26 protein-coding genes and 2 other annotated features are annotated in these 26,063 nt (G+C 37.6%); of the genes, 4 read left to right on the top strand and 22 right to left on the bottom strand.

Translation table 11 applies throughout. The features are described from left to right. Positions 1-175: 175 nt before the first annotated feature. The 8 genes from galU to NiCM35_RS14675 all read right to left on the bottom strand — a co-directional run bounded on the left by galU (position 176) and on the right by NiCM35_RS14675 (position 8,458). Positions 176-1,072, bottom strand: coding sequence for a UTP--glucose-1-phosphate uridylyltransferase GalU (gene galU, locus NiCM35_RS14710; RefSeq protein WP_095329639.1), 897 nt, complete (start codon positions 1,070-1,072; stop codon positions 176-178). Positions 1,073-1,416: 344 nt separating this feature from the next. Continuing rightward, positions 1,417-1,971, bottom strand: coding sequence for a YdhK family protein (locus NiCM35_RS14705; RefSeq protein ID WP_095329638.1), 555 nt, complete (start codon positions 1,969-1,971; stop codon positions 1,417-1,419). A 60-nt stretch (positions 1,972-2,031) separates the two neighbouring features. Then, positions 2,032-3,723, bottom strand: a complete 1,692-nt coding sequence (locus tag NiCM35_RS14700) for an ATP-binding protein (protein WP_095329637.1) — start codon at positions 3,721-3,723, stop codon at positions 2,032-2,034. Between the two features lie 136 nt (positions 3,724-3,859). Further along, positions 3,860-5,887 (bottom strand): Na+/H+ antiporter, encoded by a 2,028-nt coding sequence (locus NiCM35_RS14695; RefSeq protein WP_433779902.1) that lies wholly within the window; start codon positions 5,885-5,887, stop codon positions 3,860-3,862. A 105-nt stretch (positions 5,888-5,992) separates the two neighbouring features. Then, positions 5,993-6,502, bottom strand: coding sequence for a DinB family protein (locus tag NiCM35_RS14690; RefSeq protein WP_123258473.1), 510 nt, complete (start codon positions 6,500-6,502; stop codon positions 5,993-5,995). 12 nt (positions 6,503-6,514) lie between these two features. After that, positions 6,515-7,027 (bottom strand): GNAT family N-acetyltransferase, encoded by a 513-nt coding sequence (locus NiCM35_RS14685; protein ID WP_123258474.1) that lies wholly within the window; start codon positions 7,025-7,027, stop codon positions 6,515-6,517. Positions 7,028-7,337: 310 nt separating this feature from the next. Beyond that, complete coding sequence (locus NiCM35_RS14680; RefSeq protein ID WP_123258475.1) at positions 7,338-7,694, bottom strand: GIY-YIG nuclease family protein; 357 nt, start codon at positions 7,692-7,694, stop codon at positions 7,338-7,340. 17 nt (positions 7,695-7,711) lie between these two features. Then, complete coding sequence (locus NiCM35_RS14675; RefSeq protein ID WP_095329632.1) at positions 7,712-8,458, bottom strand: DUF2087 domain-containing protein; 747 nt, start codon at positions 8,456-8,458, stop codon at positions 7,712-7,714. 927 nt (positions 8,459-9,385) lie between these two features. On the opposite strand from NiCM35_RS14675, the gene NiCM35_RS14670 reads away from it, so the two are divergent. Beyond that, entirely contained in the window at positions 9,386-9,955 is a 570-nt protein-coding gene (locus NiCM35_RS14670; RefSeq protein ID WP_095329629.1) for an HAD hydrolase-like protein, read from the top strand. A 44-nt stretch (positions 9,956-9,999) separates the two neighbouring features. Here NiCM35_RS14670 and NiCM35_RS14665 read toward each other — a convergent pair whose 3' ends face one another. From NiCM35_RS14665 to NiCM35_RS14620, 10 genes are all read right to left on the bottom strand, one after another. Further along, a complete protein-coding gene (locus tag NiCM35_RS14665) occupies positions 10,000-10,803 on the bottom strand; it encodes a metallophosphoesterase (protein WP_433779898.1) in 804 nt (267 codons plus the stop codon). 5 nt (positions 10,804-10,808) lie between these two features. Further along, on the bottom strand, positions 10,809-11,552 hold the full coding sequence (locus NiCM35_RS14660; protein WP_095329628.1) for a hypothetical protein: 744 nt from the start codon (positions 11,550-11,552) through the stop codon (positions 10,809-10,811). Positions 11,553-11,933: 381 nt separating this feature from the next. Further along, positions 11,934-12,536 carry a response regulator transcription factor gene (locus NiCM35_RS14655; RefSeq protein ID WP_095329627.1) on the bottom strand — a complete coding sequence of 201 codons (603 nt, stop codon included), beginning with the start codon at positions 12,534-12,536 and terminating at the stop codon, positions 11,934-11,936. Beyond that, a complete protein-coding gene (locus NiCM35_RS14650; protein WP_123258476.1) occupies positions 12,533-13,666 on the bottom strand; it encodes a sensor histidine kinase in 1,134 nt (377 codons plus the stop codon). The genes NiCM35_RS14655 and NiCM35_RS14650 overlap by 4 nt, the downstream gene beginning before the upstream one ends. Positions 13,667-13,674: 8 nt before the next feature. After that, a complete protein-coding gene (locus NiCM35_RS14645; RefSeq protein WP_433779895.1) occupies positions 13,675-14,412 on the bottom strand; it encodes an ABC transporter permease in 738 nt (245 codons plus the stop codon). Then, a complete protein-coding gene (locus NiCM35_RS14640; protein ID WP_433779893.1) occupies positions 14,387-15,316 on the bottom strand; it encodes an ABC transporter ATP-binding protein in 930 nt (309 codons plus the stop codon). The genes NiCM35_RS14645 and NiCM35_RS14640 overlap by 26 nt, the downstream gene beginning before the upstream one ends. Before the next feature lie 119 nt (positions 15,317-15,435). After that, on the bottom strand, positions 15,436-15,921 hold the full coding sequence (locus NiCM35_RS14635) for a GNAT family N-acetyltransferase (protein ID WP_095329623.1): 486 nt from the start codon (positions 15,919-15,921) through the stop codon (positions 15,436-15,438). Further along, complete coding sequence (locus NiCM35_RS14630) at positions 15,918-16,292, bottom strand: DUF2500 domain-containing protein (protein WP_095329622.1); 375 nt, start codon at positions 16,290-16,292, stop codon at positions 15,918-15,920. The genes NiCM35_RS14635 and NiCM35_RS14630 overlap by 4 nt, the downstream gene beginning before the upstream one ends. A gap of 185 nt (positions 16,293-16,477) precedes the next feature. Further along, entirely contained in the window at positions 16,478-17,026 is a 549-nt protein-coding gene (locus NiCM35_RS14625) for a DUF3231 family protein (protein ID WP_095329621.1), read from the bottom strand. A gap of 233 nt (positions 17,027-17,259) precedes the next feature. Further along, entirely contained in the window at positions 17,260-18,258 is a 999-nt protein-coding gene (locus tag NiCM35_RS14620; RefSeq protein ID WP_095329620.1) for a tryptophan--tRNA ligase, read from the bottom strand. A gap of 86 nt (positions 18,259-18,344) precedes the next feature. Continuing rightward, positions 18,345-18,591 (bottom strand) — a binding site (T-box leader). Between the two features lie 166 nt (positions 18,592-18,757). Continuing rightward, positions 18,758-18,995: a binding site (T-box leader), on the top strand. 58 nt (positions 18,996-19,053) lie between these two features. Between NiCM35_RS14620 and tyrS the strand changes: the two genes are divergently transcribed. After that, entirely contained in the window at positions 19,054-20,301 is a 1,248-nt protein-coding gene (gene tyrS / locus NiCM35_RS14615) for a tyrosine--tRNA ligase (RefSeq protein ID WP_433779890.1), read from the top strand. Between the two features lie 42 nt (positions 20,302-20,343). Here the strand turns inward: tyrS and NiCM35_RS14610 are convergent, their stop codons facing one another. Beyond that, entirely contained in the window at positions 20,344-21,393 is a 1,050-nt protein-coding gene (locus NiCM35_RS14610; RefSeq protein ID WP_371473119.1) for an SDR family oxidoreductase, read from the bottom strand. A gap of 131 nt (positions 21,394-21,524) precedes the next feature. Between NiCM35_RS14610 and NiCM35_RS14605 the strand changes: the two genes are divergently transcribed. Continuing rightward, positions 21,525-21,689, top strand: coding sequence for a hypothetical protein (locus tag NiCM35_RS14605; RefSeq protein WP_164463730.1), 165 nt, complete (start codon positions 21,525-21,527; stop codon positions 21,687-21,689). 325 nt (positions 21,690-22,014) lie between these two features. On the opposite strand, the gene NiCM35_RS14600 is transcribed toward NiCM35_RS14605, so the two are convergent. Then, a complete protein-coding gene (locus tag NiCM35_RS14600) occupies positions 22,015-22,881 on the bottom strand; it encodes a DMT family transporter (protein WP_095329617.1) in 867 nt (288 codons plus the stop codon). Positions 22,882-23,439: 558 nt separating this feature from the next. Next, positions 23,440-23,883: a C40 family peptidase gene (locus NiCM35_RS14595; RefSeq protein ID WP_095329616.1), complete on the bottom strand. Its 444-nt coding sequence runs from the start codon at positions 23,881-23,883 to the stop codon at positions 23,440-23,442. 235 nt (positions 23,884-24,118) lie between these two features. Here NiCM35_RS14595 and NiCM35_RS14590 point away from each other — a divergent pair, with 235 nt between their 5' ends. Further along, positions 24,119-25,090, top strand: coding sequence for an exonuclease domain-containing protein (locus NiCM35_RS14590; protein ID WP_433779887.1), 972 nt, complete (start codon positions 24,119-24,121; stop codon positions 25,088-25,090). 47 nt (positions 25,091-25,137) lie between these two features. On the opposite strand, the gene NiCM35_RS14585 is transcribed toward NiCM35_RS14590, so the two are convergent. After that, on the bottom strand, positions 25,138-25,851 hold the full coding sequence (locus NiCM35_RS14585; RefSeq protein WP_095329614.1) for a YwaF family protein: 714 nt from the start codon (positions 25,849-25,851) through the stop codon (positions 25,138-25,140). Positions 25,852-26,063 lie beyond the last annotated feature (212 nt).

The raw sequence follows: 26,063 nt of genomic DNA, 5'->3' as shown, positions 1-26,063 counted from the left end.
ACTTATCAGCCAAACTTCAGATTTATCAGCCAAACCTCAGTACTTATCAGCCAAACCACAGTACTTATCAGCCAAACCACCAGCAACTACTCCTCCCCCTCTCACTCACACCACAAATTCCAAATAAAAACGCCTCTCACATGCAGATTATCTACATCCAAAAGGCGTTCTCTTATTACAATACTTTGATTTTATCTAGATCAGCTTTATCCAGTACCGTTTTCATATATTCAATAATTTCTTCTCGCATTTCATCGCGTTGTAAAGCAAATTCTAATGTTGTTTTTACGAATCCTAATGTTTCACCAACATCATAACGATCTCCTTCGAAATCATAAGCAAAAACACGTTGAATTTGGTTTAATTGTTGGATGGCATCTGTTAATTGGATTTCTCCGCCTGCACCTGTTTTTTGATTTTCCAAGTACATGAAGATTTCTGGCGTTAGCACATAGCGACCCATGATTGCTAGGTTAGAAGGTGCTGTTCCAGGAGCTGGTTTTTCAATGAAATTATTTACCTGGTATCTTCTTCCTTCACTCTCGCCTGGATCGACAATTCCGTAACGGTGTGTTTCATTATCTGGCACTGTTTGAACGCCGATAACAGAAGCATGTGTTTCTTCGTATTGGTCAATTAATTGTTTTAAGCATGGTGTATCGCTCTGAACGATGTCGTCACCAAGTAAAACAGCAAATGGCTCATCGCCAATAAAGCTTTTTGCACACCATACTGCATGTCCTAAGCCTTTTGGCTCTTTTTGTCTAATATAATGAATATCTGCAAGATTTGAAGAATATTGAACTTTCTCAAGCAATTCAAATTTCTCTTTATCACGAAGATTCTGTTCTAATTCATGTGCGTAATCGAAGTGATCTTCAATCGCTCTTTTTCCTTTACCTGTAACGATAATAATATCTTCAATACCAGAAGCAATTGCTTCTTCTACGATATATTGAATAGTAGGTTTATCGACAATTGGTAACATTTCTTTCGGCATCGCTTTCGTTGCTGGCAAAAATCTAGTACCTAGACCAGCGGCTGGAATGATCGCTTTTCTTACTTTTTTCAACTTATTTCCTCCTTTAGGCAATTCACTTTTGATTATACCATTTTTTTGCTAAAAAGGAATTCAAATACGAATTTCTTCTTTGTAAATTATTAGTAAAAAACACAAAGATGTTCTGTATAAAATCCTATCATCCTACCACTTCGTTCTTTATAACGTACAACTATTATATCACTTTGCCTTTTCTTTGAGAATAGTTGTATATGTATTTTTTAATAACTTATCACTTTTTACAATATTTTGTCAAATTATCCCTAAAAAGCATTAATTACATCTATAATTTTCAGAAAACTTATTATTTCAGCATACAAAAAAAGAGTTGTGATGACAACCCTTTTCTTCTAATATTATTCCGGATATACTTCTTCTTCGGTGACCCACTTGTGGTTTGTTACCCTTTCGCCACCTGTTGTCGGTTGATAATCTACCATATATACGGTTGTGTTCTCAGCGGATTCAATCGTTGCTTTTGCACCTTTCATCCCTTCCATATGATCTGCTTCTAAGGTAACCTCTGTCCCTTTTTCAAGCATTTCATTTCCAGCATCCTTTATTTCCTCTTGGATAACCCATTTATGATGCTTGACTGGTTTTCCACCTGTTGTCGGAGTGTAAGTCACTTCATACGCAATCGTGTTAAATGCATTTAATACCGTCGCTTCTGCTCCGTCCATTCCTTCCATATGATCTGCCTTTAAGATGACTTGACTACCTTCTTTATAAGTTGGATCTGATGCTGGCTCTAGGTCATCGGGAATATCTGAAGATCCTGTTTCTTTGTGTTCATGCTGAGTTTGCGTAGATTGATTTTCACCATCGCTATTTTTTTCACCAGATGAACAACCGTAAAATAGTAACAGTACGGCAAAAATCGCCGCCATGTAAAAATGCCTTCTTTTCATTTCATTACCTCCTCTATTATTATGAATTCTTTCACTTTAGAGGTTATTTTAAACATACGTCTATTTATTAGCGAGAGGTAATTGGATTGTGAATGTGGTACCCATTCCATCTTCTGAGACAAAATCTATTTTGCCCTTATGTTCTGCGATAATGTTATAGCAGATTACTAGCCCTAGCCCGGTTCCTTTTTCTTTTGTTGTATAAAAGGGTTCCCCTAGCTTATTCTTTACTTCATCTGGTATTCCTTTCCCATTATCATTAATAGTAACAACTACCCATTTTCCATCAAGCTTTGCTTCCATATTTATGGTGCCGCCATTATCCATTGCTTCAATCGCATTTTTGACCAAATTGATAAAAACTTGTTTAATCTGATCCACATTGCATAATGTAATTAAATGATCTCCATATGTATCTAAATTAATGACAACATTATCTAAATTGGCTTGTGATTGCATCAATGTATAGACATCGAGAAGAATTTTTCCAATATTTGTTTCTTTAATCTCTGATCTGGCTGGCTTTCCTAAGAACATTAGCTCGCTTGCGATTGTTTCGATTCGATTGATTTCAAGATCAAGGATTGGATAAATATCATCTAATTTCATCGCACCTTGGTATGCCAGCTTTAAAAAACCTTTAATAGCCGTGAGAGGATTTCTAATTTCATGGGCAATACTTGCTGCTAGTTGTCCTGCTATTCCAAGTTTTTCATTTTTTATCTGAAGCTGCTGATTCTCTTTTCTGACACTTATATCTCGAGCAATGATAATAATGGTGGAACTTAAATCTTCAAAAAGAAACGGATAAGCTAAAACTTCTACCTCTACCTTTTTTCCTTTTGAGGTAATCAGCTGCATTTCATACGGAGTCGAAATTTCTTCTCTCCATATATTTCTATTTTTATCTAAATAGTTTTCTAGAAAATCTGGCTCCATAATCTCATAAGCTGACTTTCCGACAAGATCTTCTGCATCTAGTAACTTTGCAGCTGCTTTATTTACATACATAATAATATTGTTGGAAGTAATAAATACCGCGTCTAGCATGTCCTCTACTAGCCGGGAATAGTAGGTTTGTGCTAATTGTAAATTGGCAATTGTCTCTTCATATTTACCATTTCGCACGGGGGATGGAGGTAAGATTTCTTTTTCATAAACACTGGATAATGTAAATTCCGTATCTGTCATCACATATGGATGGTATTTTTTTAAGCGTATATAATTACTTGCTGATAACTCCATCCCGTCATAAACACATACCGTATAATTATGATAATTCCTTATGTACTCATCCACTTCATCCTCATATTGAAGTAATTTGTCTATGTTACTTTTTTCACTTAAGACTCTTGGTATTATTTTCCCCCAATAACGGATGGTAATTTCTTTATTGAAAAAAAGGGTAGGATCCACCAAGTCTTTGCTTGCCTCCAACATATTCTCCAAACATAGCTCTCCGTTTTTAAAATAAACATCTTCACTATTAATAAAGTTTATTTTATCAATTAGCTTAGTATGTAATCCGTTCGCTTCCAACTTTTTTATTATTAGTGGCCATATTTTCTTCTGATCGACAAAAATTACTATTTGCTCCAAAAGCAGACCGGTTTTTAAGAAGGACGCCGCATTAGTTATGTATTTATCTTCATCGTTCATTAAGTACAAGATATGGGCGCCACTTGTCATATCAGAGAGATTTGTAAGAGCAACCTCTGGATGAAACCTTGTCTGAGGAGTATATACAGCCATTAAAAACCCCCAACTTTCTTTATAAAGTTTAATATCCTTTTATTATAGCATGTAAATTTCCGACTATTTGGATGATTTTATTATTTTTTCAAAAAGAGAGAGTTCCTTACTATGCAGGAAGGAACTCTCTCTCCATCTATTCTTCATATTCATACAATGTTACACTCTCAATATAATGAACAAATCTACGAAGTTCTTTCGCCTGTTCTCGATTCACTTCTCCTTTTTCATACATCTTCTGTATGGCTGCACGTTGCTGATCCACGATACCTAGACGCAATTCTTCTATTTGTTCCTGCAGCCTTTCATTAAATGATGCAGTTGGTTTTTCCCAGCGATCGACCATCCGTCGGTATTCTAAAATAACGGATTCCACCTGCTGTTTATGTTCCGCTGTCTCTTTCCATTGTTCTAAATAGAAAAGAGCAGATTTCATCGAATTTAATAGAACTTCTTTGCTGATACGAATTTGTTCTATCCGATCGGATTTATTGCCGCGGTGCTTCCGAACAAAACGTTTCCAGCCTCTCATGGCCTTTCCAAACAGAAATCTCGTCCCAGTCTGCACATTGGTACATAGAATTTCTTCGCGATAATCCAATGATTTTTCAAAAATCGCAAACACTTCTTCTGAAATTTTTTCCTTTTTTACTAACTGGTGTACATAGTTACGTTCTTCTTTTAAGGCGCGCAATCTAATTTCAACCAAGGCTGAATAATTATTCTCTTCCTCTTCTGTTCTTGCCACTTGATAATTTAATTGCTTAATGCGTCGTTTATACTCATCAATTAGTTCATAAGCAGCCGCTGTATTTTCTTCATTCATTTCTAAATAGAGCTTATCAATAGTAGAAAGCATAATTTTTTTCTTTGCCCTAATTACTAGATCTTCATCATTTATTTCTGTCTCTCCACTACTTTTACTAAGAAATGGCAAAAATATCGTAGCTGCAAGTAAAGTGAACATGATAACACCTGCAGCTAGAAAAAGAATTAAGGAACGCTCAGGAAATCCTTGACCAGTATGGATGACAAAGGGGATAGACAGCACCCCTGCCATTGTTACCGCCCCGCGGACTCCTGTTAGACTGACAAGTAAAGTATGTTTAATACTCGGCTTTTCAATTTCTCTCTTCTTGTTCATTTTATATTCATAAATGGAAAATAAATAAGACCAGAAAAAGCGAATACCAAGAATAACCATTCCAATTAACATAACATATCCGATAATTAACCAGTTACTTAAAGAAGGATCTTCCACTGTATCCACAATAGAAGATGGGATATTCAATCCGAGTAATAAGAAGACTATTCCGTTAAGAATAAAGATAACGATAGACCAAATATTTTCCGTTAATACCTGTTCCTCCGCAAGCATCGTTTCTGTTCGTTCACTGACTAAGGAGTGAATAATTCCACCTACTACAACAGCAATCACCCCAGAAGCATGGAGCATTTCCTCCGCTATAATAAAAATTAGAAACGGTGTCAGCACCTGTAACAAGGAGTGAAATGTAACATCCTGAATTCCCTGTTTTCGTAAAATAAAGCGGATGATGATGATAAGGAGACTTAAAACAAGTCCTGCTACAGCTCCTATAAAAAAGGTATACGTGAAATCAGTCAATGCCTCTGTAATCGAGAAATATCCTGTGACAACAGCAGCAACTGCGTAATTAAATGCCACTAGTCCTGAAGCATCATTAATCAGCGATTCTCCTCTTACAAGGTTGAGCACACTTGCCGGAATATGAATACGTTTCGCAATCCCATTGACAGCTACTGGATCTGTCGGGGATAAAATTGCCGCTAAAGCAAAAGCTGCTGCGAGCGGGATACTGGGAATAAGCCAATGAACAAAATAGCCGCCAACGATAGTTGTAAGCAATACTAAAATGATGGCATTGCCTAAAATAGAAGTGCGCATCTTCCATAGCTCTTCTCTTGGAAAATGCCTACCATCGTTATAGAGCAAGGGGGCAACGAACAAAAGCAAAAACCACTCTGCCTCTAGTTCAAGCTCAAAGTCGGAGAAGAGAAGTGCCATCACTACTCCAAAGGCAATTTGCGTTAAGGCAGTTGGGATAGAGGGAAGATAATGACTGACAATATTTGAAATCAGTAAACAAAATAATAATAAAATAATTGTTATTAATAACTCCATCTTGTTGGCTCCTTGCAGATTCTTATGCTAGTTTTTCTCCTTTTTATGTAGATTATGTTGGAATGAGATTAAAAAGAGATTCCCAACAGGAACCTCAATCCATAATTAAACCATATATCTTTCCTTTATCAGTTTCAAATGATGAAGCTCATGACCGGCGATAATATAAGCAAGAGCTAGGACAGTAAATTCTCCGTTATTAGCAAAACCCCTGTTTTCCCAAGTATCTTCTGAAAGACCTCTCAACAAGCTTACCGTAGATTTGCGGACTGCCACCAATTCTTCTAATAGGTCCTCTATTGTTCTTGTCGAAAAGCGGGCATTCTCCACATAGCCTTCATCATCATAGCCGGCTAATGGTGTTTTATCTCCTCGAGCAATCCGCATTAAGCGATATGCCTGAATTCTCTCCGTATCGATCATATGACCAATTACTTCGATGAGCGACCACTTTCCTTCTGCATAGCGAAAATCTCTTCGGTCTTCGTTTTTCTTTATATAAGCAACTGTTTCTTCTATTTGAGCATTAATTATTGCAATAATATCTCCCTCTGGAACTAAGCCTACATACCCCCGATAATGTTCTGGATAATCGCAAATTGCTGGTCTTATCATGCTGACTCCTCCTTATTCTTCTACTGGAGATTTAGGTCCTATTAATTCTAGCTGATAAAAAGCTAAATCTAACCATTTCTCAAATTTATAGCCGGCTTTTTTGATCGTGCCTGAATACGTAAATCCTAATTTTTCATGAATAAAGATACTTCCTTTATTCGTACTGTCAATTCCTGCAATAAGGGTTGCATATCCCTCTTCTTCCGCTCGCTCGATTAGCGCTTTTAATAAGTGTGTGCCAATTCCTTTCTTTCTTGCTTCTTTATGAACATACACCGAATGCTCAATCGAATATTTATAAGCAGGCCATGCGCGAAATGGTCCATATGTTGCAAAACCAAGCACCCTCCCAGCCTCCTCGAAAACAAAAAGAGGATATCCGCCCTCCAGTTTCTGGTTATACCATGCTTTTCTGTCTTCTAAGGAATGTGCACGATAATCATATACAGCCGTTGTATGTAAAATAGCATCATTATATATTTCCAAAACCTCTTCTAAATCTGTTTCCTTCATCTCACGGATCATCGCCATATCCCCTTTTTTCTATAATTTGAAAAATTCCATCTAATTTTATAATCTTATTAAGTAAGATACCAATTTGGGGCGAAAAATGAAAGTACTTTCTACCTTATCTAATGAAAAAAGATGTCCTATTAAAGACATCCCAGACTGTAGACAAACTCCTGTATTTTGGAAATAGAAGTTTAACTAAAGAATATTTATTAACCTCTTTGAATCAAGGGGTTACTTTCCGCTCCAAGCAACGATAAAAATGCAATTCTACTTCACCAATACCTTTTTATCGACAAACTGAGATGTCTATTAAAGACATCCCTTACTCTTTCCTGCTATTATAGCCACTATCTCCAAACGGCTGTAATTTCTCCAGCCACTTTTCTTCCAACTTAGTCAGCTCTTCCTTTTCATTGTAATAAGGATCATCTTTCCTTGGCTTTAATACTTCTACTATCTCAAAGGAAAATGCCTCTTTTCCATATTGCTTCCATTCGTCCACCAGTTTTTTATTTGCATATCCGCCATTTTCCAAGGAAAATTTCACGCCATTGATGGTTTTGAAATTTCTTGTACTAACAACACAGACTTTCCCATTCTTCTTATTAGTGATTGTATAAATACCGGCTTCAACTGGAATTTCTTTATATTGCATTTTCAACTCTTTTTTTCGATCCATTGTGATTCACCTTTCTCTTATTTTTTTAACCAGTAAAGACTTCCATCTGCTTTACGGTCAAGAAATCCGTATTCGATTAAATATCTTCTAATAAGAACATAGTCATCGTAAATTGTTTTTAAATGTTGATTCAATTGCTTCTCCGTGTAGCTTTCTTGTGCATCTAAATACTTCGCTATTTCCCGAAGCACCCCTAATTTCTGCTTTTGTTTGATTGGAAATTTACTTAATATACCATTATTGAAATATTTGGCTACTATCTTTTCCTGCTCTTCTTCCGTGATATTATATCTGTCGTCAACCATTACAGCAGTAGGATGAACAGGGACAAAGCTTGGCGCATGATGGTCCTTTTCCTTCAGCAGCTCCATTATTGCCAGAAAATTTTTCGCCTGCCTTTCTTTTTCCTTAAGAGCAAAACGATGATGCCGAATGGTTGAAGCACTGCCGATTTTCAACTCCTCTTTCACTTCTTCATCCCTTTTTCCCTGATAAAACAGCTCCAGCAATTTTGTCTGATGCTCCGTTAACCCTGTCAGCTTTTTATCTAAGCTTAGTAAATAATGAAAAACTGATTGATGGACATCCTCGATATGACGCTTCATGTACTTTTCCGCTTCATATAATCTGCCGCCTTCCGGGTAGATAACCCCTTTCTCGATCTCCTCCCCACATAAAAGACAAAGATACGAATCTGAATTCTCTATATAACCTTTTTTTAATTCATCAATGGTTGCATTTTGAAAATAAGATGAAACATTCATTTATAAACACTCCGTTAATTCGTTTGTTATTTTACAAACAATTATTATTTACGTTAGTTAAATATTAAACTTTCTTTGGATAATCGTCAATAGTCTTAGGAGTTTTTTGTTGATGGATCTTTGGCGTGCTTTGAGGCTTTTGGGGTTTCTTTCTATTTCAGCTTCTATTGGAGTTAGGTTATGCAAGCTATTTTTCTTCTCTAATCTATTTTTTGGTTTTCATCTGCGCTATGAACGCCATCTTTCTCTTCCCTGCTCTCCTTTTTGGCTTTCATCTGCGCTATGAACACCATCTTTCTCTTCCCTGCTCTCCTTTTTGGCTTTCATCTGCGCTATGAACGCCTTTTTTCTCTTCCCTGCTCTCCTTTTTGGTTTTCATCTGCGCTATGAACGCCTTTTTTCTCTTCCCTGCTCTCCTTTTTGGCTTTCATCTGCGCTATGAACACCACTTGTCCCTTTCCTGCTCTCCTTTTTGGTTTTCATCTGCGCTATGAACACCATCTTTCTCTTCCCTGCTCTCCTTTTTGGCTTTCATCTGCGCTATGAACGCCATCCTTCTCTTCCCTGCTCTCCTTTTTGGTTTTCATCTGCGCTATGAACGCCATCTTTCTCTTCCCTGCTCTCCTTTTTGGTTTTCATCTGCGCTATGAACGCCTTTTTTCTCTTCCCTGCTCTCCTTTTTGGTTTTCATCTGCGCTATGAACACCATCTTTCTCTTCCCTGCTCTCCTTTTTGGCTTTCCTGAACGCTATGAACACCACTTGTCCCTTTCCTGCTCTCCTTTTTGGTTTTCATCAACGTTATGAACACCTTTTTTCTCTTCCCAGCCCTCTTTCATCTTAGCTCTCCATCTATCAATCTCTGAATGGACATTCCCAAACAAGTGTACTACCATGAAAGAAACAGCTTTTATTGGAGGATATATGGATGAATATTCTTTGGGATTTTGATGGTACGTTATTTGATACGTATCCTGCTTATACAAATATTATTTATAAGGTATTAGGTGAAAAGGTGGACAAAGCCCTTATCTATAAAGAGCTAAAAGTATCTTTTTCTCATGCGATGGAATATTTCAACATATCAGACCAGCAGCGAAGTGAGATTAAGCTTATGAATAAAGGAATTGCTGCGGATGAGGTAAAACCTTTTACAGGGGTAGAAGAGATTTTGAAAGCTGCGAAAACAAATGTAATTATGACGCATAAAAGCTATAATGGTGTTGTCCATTTTCTTCGGCACTATGGGTGGGAGCTTTATTTTGCTGAAATAGTAACATTGGAGAATGGTTTTCCACGGAAGCCTGCGGTTGATGCCTATCACTATTTGCACACGAAGTATTCTATTGACTTAGCTATTGGTGATAGAGAACTAGATTTGATTCCGGCTAGGGAATTAGGCATACAAACTTGTATATTTCAAAATCAATGTGAATTTGCTGACTTTCAACTTTCAAACTTTGCTGATTTTTTCAAAGTATACCCAATGAAGGCGTAATGATAAAGATAACAAAGAGCATTCCTTCCATCACGGAATGCTCTTTACTCTTTTTCCAACACTACTTCGATGATTTCAGGGCGATTAAAAATCCGCTGGGGAATGATGCTATTTCCTAAGCCCCTATTCACAATCATTGCTGTGTCTGCTTTTTTATACATACCAGCTGTGTATTCTGGCATGAAGCCTTGATCTGGTGCGACGACTCCACCGATAAAGGGCAATCTTACTTGACCACCATGGGCATGACCTGTTAAAACTAAATCTATTTTTTCATAGAGAGAAAAAAGCTCTGGCCGATGGGAAAGCAATAAATTGAAATGTTCTTCATCCTTCAATCCACCTATTATTTTAACTAGCTCATCCTCTCTAGATAAAAAGGTTGGATCATCTACACCCATAATATTAATCGTTTCTCCTCCAACCTCTACAAGAGTCTTTTCATTTCTTAACACAAATACACCTGCATGCTTTAAATTCGCTTCTAACGACGGAAATTCCCCTGACCAGTATTCATGATTACCTGTTACATAATACGTTGGCGCTAGCTTAACAAGCCTTTCCATTAAAGTCATACTTTTTTGTTCATCGTATTTTTTTGAATCCACAAGGTCTCCCGTAAAAACGATCAGGTCTGGTTTTAGCTTTTTTACTTGCTGTATTAAACGCTGTTGCTCTTTTCCAAATTGCTTGCTATGTAGGTCCGATAACTGCACTATTTTTATCGGCTTTGTTATTTTGAGAGACGAGAGAGTAAAGCTCGAGGTCGATAAATGATTATTCTGGTAGTATGAAAAAAATATACATATGCCTATTAAAATAGCAAGAAGCAACACTCTTTTTTTCACTATATTCACTCTTTCTCCCAGTTCACCTCAAACCCACCTTGTAATCCATCTCCGGTCACAATAAGCTTATAGGTTTCTGTTTTTTTTGCATCAAAGGTTAAAACTTTTTTCTCTTCATTACTTATGCCAATTCTTCGATTTTTTTCATCTATCAAATAATACCCGAAGCCACCGCCATTGCGATTGGTAAAATCAATGTGAACGGTAACCCTTTCCCCTTTTTTCGCTTTAATCGGAACCTCATCCTCCCCGTTAAAATAAGCAAAATAGGCTTCGTAGGACTGTTCGCCTCTTACTGTATTCCATTCTTTTTTCACCGTGAAGTCTGGGATTGTTAACAAAAGAAAGAGAATAGGTGTACAAGCAAATATCCACTTAAACCAGCTTACTTTTGCGGCTATTTTAATCCCTATATAGAATAAAATCGCGCTAAAACCAGAAACGATAGCAAGGATAGGTAGAACATTCCACATAATCGGCAAAAAAAGACAGACTCCAACCACAATATATAATAATAATTCTAGCTTTGGAAAATAGTTAGATACCCAATCTATTACGATCGAAATAAGAATTCCAAAGCCAAAAAAGCCTATCCAAAAGTATGGATTTTCAATTTCATGTGAAAATAAATATAAATCGAAACTTGATAGAAAAATATAAGAAAAAAAGAGTGTTGCCGCAAAACCAGCTCCTGCTAGTTTTATGAAGGCATATCCCATTCCCCTTCTAAAATTCTGACTATCTACCATATTTGTTCCTCCTAAAGGATAGTTACTCATATTCTATCAAAATAAGAAAATAAATTGTTAAAATTTTGGAAAATAAGCATAAGTTAAGGAAAACTTCCATCAGTCGGTTTTGCTGAGATGGTTATCCTAGCCTTTAGGCATGCGATAAAATCAATTATTGATTTTATATGCTTTTATCATCTTATTCTTTTCCGTCTCAAATAATCACGAGTAGATATCCTTATCTATATATTTTTCAGGAAGTAACATGAAGATTGCTATCTCCTTATTTTCTATTTTGACGGTCAAGCAGCTCTCTTTAAGTTATCCTATTGGGATTCGAAAATTTATTATGCTGTGGGGGATTTAGCTTTTATAAGCTGTGAGGAGGAGGAGGGCATATTATAACCAACCATTCCGCTTCGCCTCGGCAATGGCCTCCATTCGGTTTTTTGCCCCTAATTTGCTGATTGCTTCTGAGATATAATTGCGAATCGTTCCAGAAGATAAATAAAGCATTGCCGCAAGCTCCTTTACCGATTTCCCTTCTTCAATCAGTACTAATATTTCTCTTTCGCGCTTTGACAATGGGTTTTCCTTTCCTATACTGCCAAAAATCAGTTCAGAGGCGAACTCTCTTTTGCCGTTCATGATTTTGCGAATAGCTTCTGCTAATTCCTCGCTAGGACCATCCTTTAATAAATAGCCATGAACATTGGCATTTAGCGCTCTTTCAAAATATCCTGGTCGCGCAAATGTCGTTAAAATAATCACTTTACAGGGAGATTTCTGCCGCTGTAATTCCTCTGCGACATCCAGGCCGCTTTTAATAGGCATTTCAATATCTAATAGGCAGACATCGGGATTATATTTTTTTATAAGCTCTAATGCCTGTTCGCCATTTTCTGCTTGTCCCACGACCTCCATATCCTCTTCAAAATTAAGCAAGGTTCCTAATGCTCCTCTTAGCATGCGCTGATCTTCAGAGATGATAATTCGTATCACAATATCTCCTCCTCTCTTCCTTCCTTTTGAATAATGGGGACAATGATGTGAATAGTGGTTCCCGAATCAGATGTCATACTCCATTTTCCGTCAACCAATTCCAGTCTTTCACGCATTCCCTTTAATCCATTCCCTTGCGTTTCCTCCGCCTTCACCCCTTTCCCGTTATCCTGCACGATAAGCTCTATCTCGCCTAAACGTTGTTGAATCAATACTTTACTGATGGTCGCCGCACTGTGCCTGATTATATTTGTTACTGCTTCTTTTAAGCAGAGACTAATAATATTCTGGGTTAAAAGCGGGACCTTTTCATCTTCTAGTTCGATTGTTAGTTCGCTTTCTATCTCTGCTGCCTGTAAAGCTGTCTGTATCTCTACTATTGCTTCACGAATGGTTATGGCGCGCATATCAGACACAAGCTCGCGAACTTGCTTTAATGCCGAGCGTGATATGCTTTCCATTTCCTTTGCTTCCTGTATGGCACTATCTGGTTGAGCCGGTACCATTTTTGCGACAAGCTGGCTTTTTAATGTCAGCAGGGATAAGGTATGGCCGAGCGTATCATGCAAATCTCGAGCAATTCTCATTCGTTCTTCTCTTTTGACAAGATGGCTAATTTGCTCATTCGCTATATCTAATTGTCTTTCTAAATCCATCCGTCGGTTCATCGAGCGGATTCCAAAAGGAGAAATCAGCATAATGATAAAGAACGGCACTAAGAAAAAGAGAGACTGAGGATTGACACCCTTCCAACTAAAAATAATTGGAATAACCAAAGAAATGGCGAAAAGGCTGTAAAAGTAATAGAAGTACTTTTTACCTGAGTAATATCCGATAAAGTTAGCAGGAAAATACCCCATAAATAATAGATTAGGATCATAGAAGATACTAAAAAACATGACTATCAAGATTTGCACAACCAGCCAATAATTAAATATACTCTCTTCCATATGACAGTATAATTGTCGATACGCCAGGAGGAAAACAAGTACAAGCAGGATACCAATCAATTGCTTTATCCCCTTCTCCTGCATTACTTGAATAATCGGAAGTAATACGTATACTAAAAAGATATAAGGAAAAAAGCCATATCTTTTTGGAAAAAGCTCGAATCTCTTCTTGGTATCCATTTTGCGCCTTACACCGCCTCTTGTTTTTTTCCAATATAAATTGATAATACCATAAATAGGAGAAGATACCCGATAATCATCAGATAATTTAGAAAGGATGGATATTGATCTCTAATAATCTCCCACGCTCCATTAGCAAAATGATAGGAAGGAACCCATTTCGCCACTTGCTGCATAAATGTTGGAAACACATCAATCGGCATCCACATCCCTCCTGTTATTGCCATAGACATATATAATAGATTACTAATTCCTGAAGCCGTTTCTACTTTTTTGATATTACCGATAATCGTTCCAAGCGCTAGAAACGGGAGGGACCCGAAGAGAATCCAGATTCCGCAAAGCACCCAGTGGGAAAAAGAAAGATGTACCCCATTAATAAGGACTCCAGCTGTAAATATTACCAAGATAGAAAATAAATGAATAACTGTTTGTGCCACCATCTTAGCCCCAAAGTAAGCAAATTGGGAAAGGGGCGTAATATGCAGGAAAATGGTCCATCCTTCTGCTTTTTCCTGCACAATTTTGATTCCTAATGTCATAATACTTGACCCCATAATACTAAATGTTGTCATCGACATTAAATAATGTACATTCCATAACGCCTCATCATCTCGTGGTGCCGTGAAAATATTGGTAAATAAAAAATAAAAAAGGACGGGAATAAGTAAGGACCAAAAGATATAATATTTATTCCGCAGCGTTCGGACGATTTCCGCTTTACTTTGCATCCAAAAAGATTTCATTCTCATTAACCCCCTTCGTTTCTTCCATTAACTGCGAGAAAACCTCTTCTAACCGACCAAGCTTTACTTCTATATGCTGAATATCCAACTGTCTTTCGAAAAGTTCTTGTAAAAGCTGATCCGAATTTGTAGCAATCAGCGTTACTTTCTCCTTCTCTTTCTGTACATCCACAACATATGGCAATTCTCGGTAGAAATTTAGACTATAAGGAGATTTCTCCTGAAACATTACCCTTGGTTTTGTAAGTTTTTCCTTCAATTGCTCTGGCGTACCGTCGCCTACTACCTCCCCCTTATTAATCATAATAATTCTTTCCGCTACTTCGTCTGCTTCTTGTAAGTAATGGGTTGTAAAAAGGATTGTCTTTCCTTGCCTATTCAATTCTTTGATTTTTTGCCAAAACTGTTCTCTTGACGTTACGTCCATGCCCACGGTTGGTTCATCTAAAAACAACAAATCAGGATTTCCTGCCAGTGCCAACGCAAAATTCAAGCGTCGTTTCTGCCCGCCAGAAAGCTTTTCCGTCCGTTGATTCCACGCTTCTTCTTGAAGCCCTGTTAGTTCCAACAGAGTTGATAACGCTAGCGGACTTTGATAATAGCTTTGAACTAATTGGATTAGCTCCTTTACCTTCAAGCTGTCCATCACACTAACTTCCTGCAGCATCCCACCTACCTTTTCTAATACTTCCTTTTGTCTAGGATTCTTATGAAAAAGAGTAATAGTTCCTCGGGTAGGCTTTATTAAGCCAAGCATCATCCGCATCGCTGTCGTTTTCCCTGCGCCATTCGCCCCTAAGATTGCCACCATTTCTCCCCGTTTTATTGAAAAGGATATATCTTGAACTGCTTTCTTCCCCTGAAACTCTTTCGTTACATGCCTTAACTCTACAATTGTTTCCAACTATTCCACCTCCAAGCTATTATCCTTAGTATAGCGAGCAAATAAGGGGCGGTTTAGTCGCAGATGTCAGGAATTTAAGATGACAAATGTCATTTTTTTATAAAAAAATGCTCTGGTTACTAACCAGAACACGGTTTGTTTCCTTCTTCTCTTGTCATTACGAAAAACTCTACATCATTTGCATTCATAAAAGCAGAAACTTTACGAAAGCCAAATTTTTCATATAAGGCATTGGCTCGTTTATTAAAGGCTGCAACTGTTAAGCGCAACGGCTGCTTCGTTTCTATGGAATCGATAATAAATTGCATAAAGCCCATGCCCCGTCCCTGTCCTGTTAAGTCAGGACGCATACCGAGGCCGATATCGAGGTATCCTTCTGGATATGCTTGAAACAGATATCCAATTGGAACCTGAGCAACAAAGCCTGTGCAATAGAATCCGACTAGATTCCCTTCCTGTTCAATCGCATAATAAGGGTTTTCTGCAAATTCTTGTAACGATTCCTCTGTTACTTCCCCATTATATAAATCATAGGGGGCAGGATAGGTCCAGCTAAGGATTTCCCTGGCCACCTCTTCTGTCATCTTTTGGATAGTGTAATTCATCCGCTATTTTCTCCTGTCCTTTTATTTCGCGTAAATCCTAAATATCTTGTTCCTTGAAATTGCAGTTCCCCGCTGTCCCCTTCAGCCAGCATGCCGTATTCTTCGTCTTTCAGTTGAAATTCGGTGCGATCTCCATTCGGAAATTCAAATGTGGCAAAGTAATGATTATATGCATGAGTATTTCCTCCGCCGTGAATACTTGTTCGCTTGCCTATTACCTTCGCAGCAGAAGTAAGACGTGGCTGCTGATTGTTCTTGCCCCACTGAAAGATTCCCTTTAAAACATTAAATAAAATAATAGCAAACACAAGAAAAATAAAGAGGCGTACAACTGTAAACATAATATCCCCACCAAGTAGAAATTCTTCCATAGGTCTATCTCCTTTTATGATAAGATTATTTTCTTTTCTCTCAATATAGCACTTATTACGCCTACGCCGCTATATGGGAAAAGGTTTCAAAAGGTAGTCATCGTTTTCCTAAAAGGTTATGTTTTTTCACAAAAAAATCTAGTGCTCTCCGCACTAGATTCTGTTAATATACTCGTATTTGTGAATTACTGATGTGGTGCACCTGGAGGATAGAAGCTCGGCGGCATCTTAATCCATCCATGCTCCCTCATTCTTGTTTTCAGCTCCATCCCAAAAATGCTTTTCTCCGTATGGAAACGAATCCACATTAACCCCACATCACTGCGCACACTTTGCGTGATATTAGTGGAACACATAACAATATTGCTTGTCACTTTTGCCGCCAGCAAATTGGCTATCTCCATATCAGTAGATTTCGCTCCTAACGGAACGGCATTCGGATCAGACTTAGGCTTTGACTCAGCAGAATTCGAGAGAGGAACACCTTCCTTAATCATAAACTCCTCTAAAGTTCTGCGCTGCTCTGTTGCTAATTCCTTTGCTTCATGAACCAATTTAATTAAAACATTATCTGTCGTTGTATTAAGTGCCATCTCAAGGACGGGAATTTCATCCGCAATTGCAGCATGATATGTCCAGCAGCCCATCGCCTCTCCAATATGAAGCAAAGGTTTTGGTTCTGAATCAAATCTTGTCCTAATATAGTCAAGAAGCGCTTCCATCTTATGTGCCATTACTACACCTCTTAGTGTTTTTTACCTATAATGTTTACAACTAGATGGCAGTTTATTCAAAATAAATGAAAAGGCAAGCAAAAAGTGAAAAGAATCTCCTTTTTTGACAAATGAGCGAGCAGTTAAGTTCACAGTAAAACTTATTGATGCTTTTGTTTGCGGGTCTATCTAGTTTTCTTGCGACTTTCTCCACTTTGCTTGCGACTTCCGCTCTTTTACTTGCGACTCTCCACTCAACGCAGCACGCCGATCCGCTTTCTTACTTCTTCTAAAAATGGCAATGTTCGCGCTCTAGCTTTTTCTGCTCCTTTTTGGAGAATAAGATCTATTTTTTCTGGATTTGCCATTAACTCCTGATATTTCTTTCTTGGTTCTTCTAAGAATCGATTCATCACAGCAAATAATTCTTTTTTCACTTCGCCCCATCCGATTCCGCTTTCGTACTTTTTACGCATCTGCGCTATTTCTTCGACACTGGCAAATTCCTTATATAGTGTAAATAGAATAGACGATTCTGTATCCTTTGGAGCTTCTGGCGGAAGCGAGTCAGTTTTGATTTTATTAATGAGCTTTTGTAGCTTTGCCGGTTCTTCAAAAAGCGGAATTGTGTTATGGTAGCTTTTGCTCATTTTTCGACCGTCTAAACCAGGCAAAATGCTTGTTTCTTCATCTACAATATATTCTGGAAGTACAAATGTCTCTCCATATTGGTGATTAAAGCTATCCGCAATATCGCGAGCAATTTCCACATGCTGAATTTGATCTTTTCCGACTGGTACCATATTTGCTTGAAAAGCAAGAATATCAGCTGCCATCAAGATTGGGTACGTAAATAATCCCATATTTACCCCGTCATCTACCTCTTTCCCTGCTTGTTTATTGCTATCAACTATCCCTTTATAGGCGTGAGCTCGGTTCAGCAATCCCTTTGGGGAAAAGCAAGATAATATCCAACTCAATTCAAAAATTTCCGGCACATTCGATTGACGATAGAAGATTGTTTTTTCAGGATCCAATCCAAGCGCTAACCATGTCGCTGCTACTCCATATGTTAAGGTTCGAAATTCTTCCTGATCGTGAATTTTTGTTAAACCATGGTAATCCGCAATAAAATAAGCTGCTTGATAATCGTTATTTTCTGCTAGCTTCAAAGCGGGTTTAATCGCTCCTATATAGTTTCCTAAATGAATCTGCCCTGTTGGCTTAATACCTGTTAAGACAATTTGCTCCATTTGATAATCCTCCCTTTTCTTAAGCGAAACCTCCGTCAGCGGGACGATAAGCATCGGATAAAACACAAAAAGGGCTACTCATCCTAAAAAAGGACGAGTAACCCGTGGTGCCACCTTCATTCGTTTATATCCGATAAACGCACTTATCCGTACAGAAACATAGCCGTTTCTTATACTTTGTCTTTTTTAACGGTAAGACGTTCCGCGCAGCATACTATTGGTTCAGCCTTGAAGCTCCGAAGCCCATTCAGCAATCAATCCGTACTGATTCGCACCAACCATCAGCTCTCTTAAACCTTTCAACTGCCTACTCTTCTTCCTCATCGCTCAATAATATTACATATATAGTAAAATATACATTTCAAAAGGTCAAGAGATCCAAAACGAAAAAATTTTTAAACATAAAATCAACATAACCTCTTGTATTTGCAAATTTTATCTGTTAGTATCTTTATCAAGTTAGCGCTAACTTTAAATTTTACTAATTATATCTTTTAATATATATGCTTTGATTGGAATCAGTAGTGCCTATTTCCCTGTTTTTAGAGAGTCAATGGCCGGTGCAAATTGACACAAAAATAGACGCGAATTACCTCCAGGAGCATTCTTTGTGAAAGAAGTTTATTCGATTAGCAAAGAACGGATGAGCCGTTACCCATAATGAGTGGAAGAATAGGAATAATTATATTCTTCAATTAGGGTGGTACCACGTGCTTACAAGCAACCACGTCCCTTTTTTTAGGGGCGTGGTTTTTTTGTTTATTAATCATTTAATTTAACGAAAGGAGAAAAAAGATGAGTCCATTTATTGAACAGTTAACGAGCGACCAAGAAAAAGAAATGAAGAGGCAGCTAGATGTCTATCGCCAAGGCGTGCAAGACATCATTCCAACAGAAGAACTCGCAGAAAAAATTGCAAAATCCCTTGTGACCAATACGCCATTAAAAGTAAAGCTTGGTCTTGACCCATCTGCGCCAGATGTTCACCTTGGCCATACTGTTGTACTGAATAAATTACGCCAATTCCAGGAAAATGGGCATACTATTCAATTGATTATCGGCGATTTCACTGGGAAAATCGGTGATCCAACTGGAAAATCTTCTGCTAGAAAACAACTGACAGATGAAGAAGTAAAGGAGAATGCGAAAACTTATTTTGAGCAATTCGGAAAAGTCTTGGACATGGAGAAGGTTGAGCTTCATTACAACTCTAAATGGCTCTCTTCCCTTTCTTTCGAAGATGTTATAGGACTTGCTGGAAAAATAACCGTTGCCCGCTTACTAGAACGAGATGATTTTGAAGAGCGATTAGCATATGGAAAATCGATTTCCTTGCATGAATTTTTTTACCCATTAATGCAAGGGTATGATTCTGTTATGTTAGAGGCAGATATTGAGCTTGGTGGGACAGATCAGCATTTTAACATTCTCATGGGCCGCCACTACCAAGAGAAGTTTGGAAAAGAAAAGCAGATTGCTATATTAATGCCGCTATTAGAAGGATTAGACGGGGTAGAAAAAATGTCTAAGTCAAAGCATAACTACATTGGCATTGATGAGAATCCCAATGAAATGTACGGCAAAGCAATGTCCATCCCTGATCCATTAATGAGCAAATACTTTGAGCTTATTACAGATCTGGAGCCTGCTGAAATCACGCAAATAAAAAAAGAATTGCATACAGGAACTCTTCACCCTCGGGATGCTAAAATGCTGCTAGCCAAAACAATCGTCCGTATGTACCATGGCAAAGAAGCAGCCGAAAAAGCAGAACAGCAATTTATTACAATTTTTCAAAAAGGCTCCTTACCAGAGGATATTCCAACCGTTAAGTGGACTGGTAAAAATCCTGAATCGCTTGTTCAGCTATTAGTAGACTTACATCTATTAACCTCGAAAAGTGAAGCAAGACGGATGATACAAAACGGTGGTGTACGCATCAATGGAGAGAAAGTCGAAGAAATGGACCTTGAAGTTTCAATCAATAAGGACTTGATTATTCAAGTAGGAAAAAGAAAGTTTGTAAAACTGCTTAGCGAATAAGAAAAAATGGGCTAGCTGCTAGCCCATTTTTCTATTCTCTCTTTAGGAGCTTACTGCTTCGCCTCCATTTACGTGCAGAACTTGCCCTGTTACAAATCGGGAATCATCGGAAGCTAAGTATACAAAGGTTGGTGCTAGTTCAAATGGTTGGGCCGCTCTTTGCATTGGATTCTCTGAACCAAAGATAGCCACTTGATCAGAGGAGAAGCTCGCCGGAATTAATGGTGTCCAAATTCGTCCTGGCGCTACTGCATTTACTCGAATGCCATCTTTGATAACACTTCTGGCAAGAGCGCGAGTGAAGCCGACATTTGCTGCTTTTGTGGCAACATAGTCAATTAACAGAGGTTCCCCAGCATATGCAACAACAGAAGCAGTGTTAATAATGCTGCTGCCCGGCTTTAAATGAGGAAGCGCTGCTCTTGTCGTATAAAAATGAGAATAAATATTAACCTTAAATGTATTATCAAATTGTTCATCCGTAATATCTGTTAATCTCGCCTGTTGAAATTGAATGCCGACATGGTTACAAAGAATATCCAATTTTCCGAATGCCTTAACTGTTTTCTCTACAATATCTATACACTGTTTTTTCTTGCGCAAGTCTCCTGGTAATAACAGACATTGCTGCCCTAACTCCTCAATTCTTTTTTTCGTACGATTCGCATCCTCATGCTCATCTAAATAGGCAATCGCTACATCTGCCCCTTCCTTTGCAAAAGCAATGGCAACGGCTGCACCAATTCCACTATCTCCTCCTGTTATTAAAGCCACTTTCCCTTTCAGCTTTCCACTTCCTATGTAGTGGTCATTTTCAATAATTGGCCTTGGAACCATATAACTTTCAAGTCCCGGCTGACGAAGCTGTCTATTTTCAGGAAAATTAATCGGTATTTCCTCATACTTTGTGATTCTTCCGTAGTTCGGATAAAGCGGATATGGGTCTGTCTGTTTATTGTCAGCAAAAAGTTCTTGAACTTCCTTTAATCCCAAAAGCTTCTCTGATTGATGATTTCTTGTTTCTACTAATTCATAATATGCTTTTGGTACTTGGTACATCGGATCTCTTGGATCATTTACATAAATAGACATACTGATCCCTCCTCATAGTCGTAACATATCCTATGTGGCATTCATTATTTGGTGCCTAATTATCTTTTTGGGACTAACTCTCTTTTGCCGGAAATGAATACATTAAAAGAAGAAATGAAGGAGGGGTATAGATGAGATATGAATTTAACCCAAAGGTAAAACTATTACTACAAAAGCATTCTAATGAAACTGTGTATATGACCTATATCAACCATAAATGGACAATGCCCAAAATAACGTTAAGACCGCCATATTTTAAAAGGCCAGTTTATGAATTACATTTTCCAAAAATATGAGAAAATTAGAGGAATGGAATCTTTTCCATTCCTCTTAGCTTGTCGACAAAAAGATATTGGAGAAGTAAAAATGCATTTTCATGCGTTGCTTGGAGTGGAGGGGGTGAGACTCCTGTGGGATTAGCGAGACAGTCTGAGACCCTGCAGGCTGTAAGCCGAAGCGGCTCAGCGCGAGCCCCACGGAAAGCGAACCCCCGGAGCGGAAAGTAACGTCTAAATTCAAAGAGATTAATAAATATACTTTACTCAAACTTCTATTTCCAAAATACAGGAGTTTGTCTACAGTCTGAGAGGAATGGAGTCTTTTCCATTCCTCTTTTATAGACTAATTCCCTGATTCACTCACCTTCCGCTTCAAAGCAGCATGAGCTTGTCCCCAAAAGATAAGTAAGATACCAATAATCTGCAGAAAATCAGGACGATATGCTGTTAAAACTATATCCATAAAGATTGCAACTGCTGGATCGATAAATACCAGGATTGCAATTGTCCCTGAAGACAGCTTTGGCAAACTGCTAAAAAACAAATAATATACATACCCCGTATGGACGATCCCTGTTAATAAAATATAAAACCAATTCTCTCCCGTTAACTGGCTAAAATAATCCCATTGGACAAATGGCAATAGCATGAGAACCCCTACACCTGTTTGGATAATAGTTGTTAAAATAGGATTTAATTTTGAAATTTTCTTGCCCATCAAAGTGGTTAATGCATAAAACAAGGCTGCTCCAAATGCCCACGGCAATCCAGCTGACATAAGACTTTCTAAAGACAGATAATCTTGCATTCCCCCAACTAATAATGTTCCAATAAAGCATGTAATAACCGTCAACATTACTTTTAAAGTGATCTTTTCCCGATAAAGAAAACTTCCCAGTAACACAACTAGAACCGGTGCCAAATGATAGATCGAAACGGCAACCGTTACGGACATATGCTCAAAGGAACGAAAGAAGAAGACCCAATTGACAACGAGAAACACACCACACAGGACACTAAAGCCAATCTCCTTTTTCTCCACCGTTTCTTTTTTCTTATTTGAAAATAAATACACCAAACTTAATACGACACATGCACAAATGCACCGAATAAATACAAGTTCGATTGATGGCAAATTTGTTTTGGCAGAGAAATAGCCAACCGAACCAAATATAGCCATCGATAATGCAAATTTCATTGCTGCACTCATAATACTCCCCCAAATTCTTCCCAGTTGCTCATTTTACTCTTAATGATATAGAAAAATTGGTCTTTTTGGAATATGTTGGGATGATTTTTTCAGTTTATTTCGTAAATTCTTGAAAAAAATCCTTATTCATTAGAAAAAGAAGGGGTGTGGTCATCATCCGCAGACTGAATACACTTCACTTTCCATAGGGCGAGCGCCGAGCCGCTTCGGCGTATACGCTCCTGCAGGGTCTCGGACTTTCTCGCAGCTCCCATAGGAGTCTCCGTGTATTCAGTCAACTCCATTTTCCCTAGTAATTTTAGTTTACTAAAAAAAATAGAACTAAATAAACACTAAAAACGGAGTGTAATGGAGCGGAGGACACTCAAATCCTTATGGGAAGCAAAGCAATCTTTAAACCCTACAGGAGGCTTAGGTTGTTCCCCGGCGCATAGAGTGTCAGTAGCGTAATAGAACGAGTTGATTTTACTTCTTAATTAGAGATTGTTTGTCTTTATCTATTATATATTTTATCCTAGCCTCCATTCAGAAAACAAAAAAACCCTTTCTGAGAAAGGGTTAAATTCTTTTTGCACCATAGTATTTTGTTTTCCAATAAGAGTTAGATAGCTTGTCCACTTTTACTCCTTTGGAGGAGGAACTATGGATAAACTGATTACTTCCTATGTATATGCCGACATGGGAGGCACCTTTTTTATATGTTTTAAAGAAGATTAAATCTCCTTTTTTCAAGTTTGATTTCTTTACTTTTTTTCCTTTTTTATACATGCTCGCGGTTGTTCGCGGCAGTGATTTGCCGACCTTTTTGTAGCTATAACCGACAAATCCGGAGCAGTCAAATCCTTTTGGAGATGTTCCTCCATATTTATATGGTGTTCCAATGTATTTTTTTGCAACAGTAACAACTGATTTCTTTGAAGCAGCGCTTGCTTCATGGGCATTAAATATGCCGGAAAATAACAAACCAAATGACAGGAGTGACATAACAAGAACTTTTTTCATGTAGTGACCTCATTTTAAAATATTGTTCCCAAGGCTTCCTTCTATCAACAAAATCTATCTTCTCATATTATTCAGATAATTAGGTTACAGCTAGATAGAAATTCGATTACAAATCTATTACACTATTATTCAAGAATAACTTTCCTACGGTTCCAATATCTTCTTATTAGCTAATTTCTCTAAAGAAAGGAACGAACATGATATACTAATAGAAAAAAGAAGGAGCGTATAAACAGTGGATTTTATTGCTATCGATTTTGAAATTGCGAATGCTGATATGGCAAGTGCCTGTTCCATCGGATTAGCTTATGTAGAAAATAACGCGATAATAAAAGAACAATATTTTTTAATAAAGCCGCCAAGTCTATCATTTGATCCAAAGTTTATAGCGGTTCATGGAATAACAGAAAAGGATGTTGAGAATGCGAAGAGTTTTCCAGAAGTGTGGGAACTAATAAAAGAAGATATTTCTTCCCATACTATTATCGCTCATAATGCCCAGTTTGATATGAGTGTTCTGTATTCCTGTCTAGAAAAATATCAATTGGCTAAACCTGATTTTTCCTATATTTGCAGTATTCCTATTAGCAATCGGGCAACAAGAGGAGCAAAAATTGGGCAATCATTGAAGGACCGGACCTCTTATTTTGGCATTTCTATGCAAGAACATCACCATGCAGGTTCCGATGCGCGAGCATGTGCAGAGCTAGTAATCGCTTGTATCCAATCGATAAAGAAGAATTCGTTAAGCCATTACTGTGCGTCCTATCCAACTCTTCCTATAAAACAATTTTCAGAATTAAAACCACAAAGAACTTTTGGAAGAGCAACTAATTTTTCCAACAAAAAACCATTCAAGAAGTTTTCTTCCGTTTCCATATCAGACATAACACCAACAACGGATTCCTTTGATGTGGATCACCCGCTATATGAAAAAAATCTTGTATTTACTGGTGATCTGCGTACACTAGAACGGAAAGATGCGATGCAGCAAGTAGTTAATGTTGGAGGTATTATTAAAAGTGGTGTCAGCAGTAAAACAGATTATTTGGTGGTCGGTGACCAAGACCAAAAGCTTGTTGGATCTGAAGGCATTAGTTCTAAAGAGAAAAAAGCGTATGATTTACAGGCAAAAGGAAAGCCCATAGAAATTATTAACGAACAGGAATTTTTAGCACTATTAAAAAGAGAACGAGTCAATCATTAATTGAATAGAAAAGACTGTTTCTTCCCCACTAAGAAGCAGTCTTTTTATTATCCTTTTTTCCCTTTCTTCCATCGGAAAGGCATAAGCAAAACAAAAAATAAAAAAAAGGCGACTGCCTCAAGAACCAGTATGTAATATGGATATGGACCTAAATAATCGAGTAAAGAACCATTTTCCGGTTTATATGCTAAAAACATATAATTACCGCCTGTATAAACATTAACAATCCATGCAAGCACTGCGCTGCTATTGAGAAAAACAAAGGACAAAACCATCCCTTTTTTAGTCGGTTTATATTGGTGGACAAGCACAAAATAAAGACAAGTCCATATAATAAGAATATGCGTAACAAAAAAGTGAAAATAGCGGAAATGGGGATAACCTATAAATAACTCAGGTGTGACAATAGCCATTAAGGCGCCAATCATGCCGAAAAAATAGACAACTTGAAAAACAAACTCCCATTTTGTAATCAGAAGCAGCAAACAAAGCACTAAGCTAATGGAACACAGATGGAACGGCAGCATAAAAGAAGCATCCCATAAACCATCCTTATACATCCAATAATGATACATCACCTCAAAACCAAGTAATAATACAAAGAAAACAGACTGAAAAATACCCCTGATCATTTGGATGCAATTCCGAAAAATAACAAGGAAAATTCCCCCTATTATAAGAATACCTATCATGATTAGATGGGAAACAGAAAATAATTCAAAGGGAAAATCATCATAAAGATGCCCGTACCATCCCTTCATTACCACCATTCTCCTTTCTGATATTTTCCGAAAAAAACTTTTTCCAAATTATTTTTAAAAACTATGTATAAAAGTTTAATAGTTTGGGAATATTATAGACAAATACTACTGAAAAGAAAAAATCATTTTTAAAGGAGAGGATTATGATGAAACTACAAACAAATACTGCAATGACTGATTTTATTGACAAAGATAAATTCGAATTAGAATCC

Origin of the sequence: Niallia sp. M35, assembly GCF_050971705.1 — a bacterium.
GTDB lineage: Bacteria > Bacillota > Bacilli > Bacillales > Cytobacillaceae > Niallia > Niallia circulans_A.
This window is presented reverse-complemented; position numbering and strand designations above follow the sequence as displayed.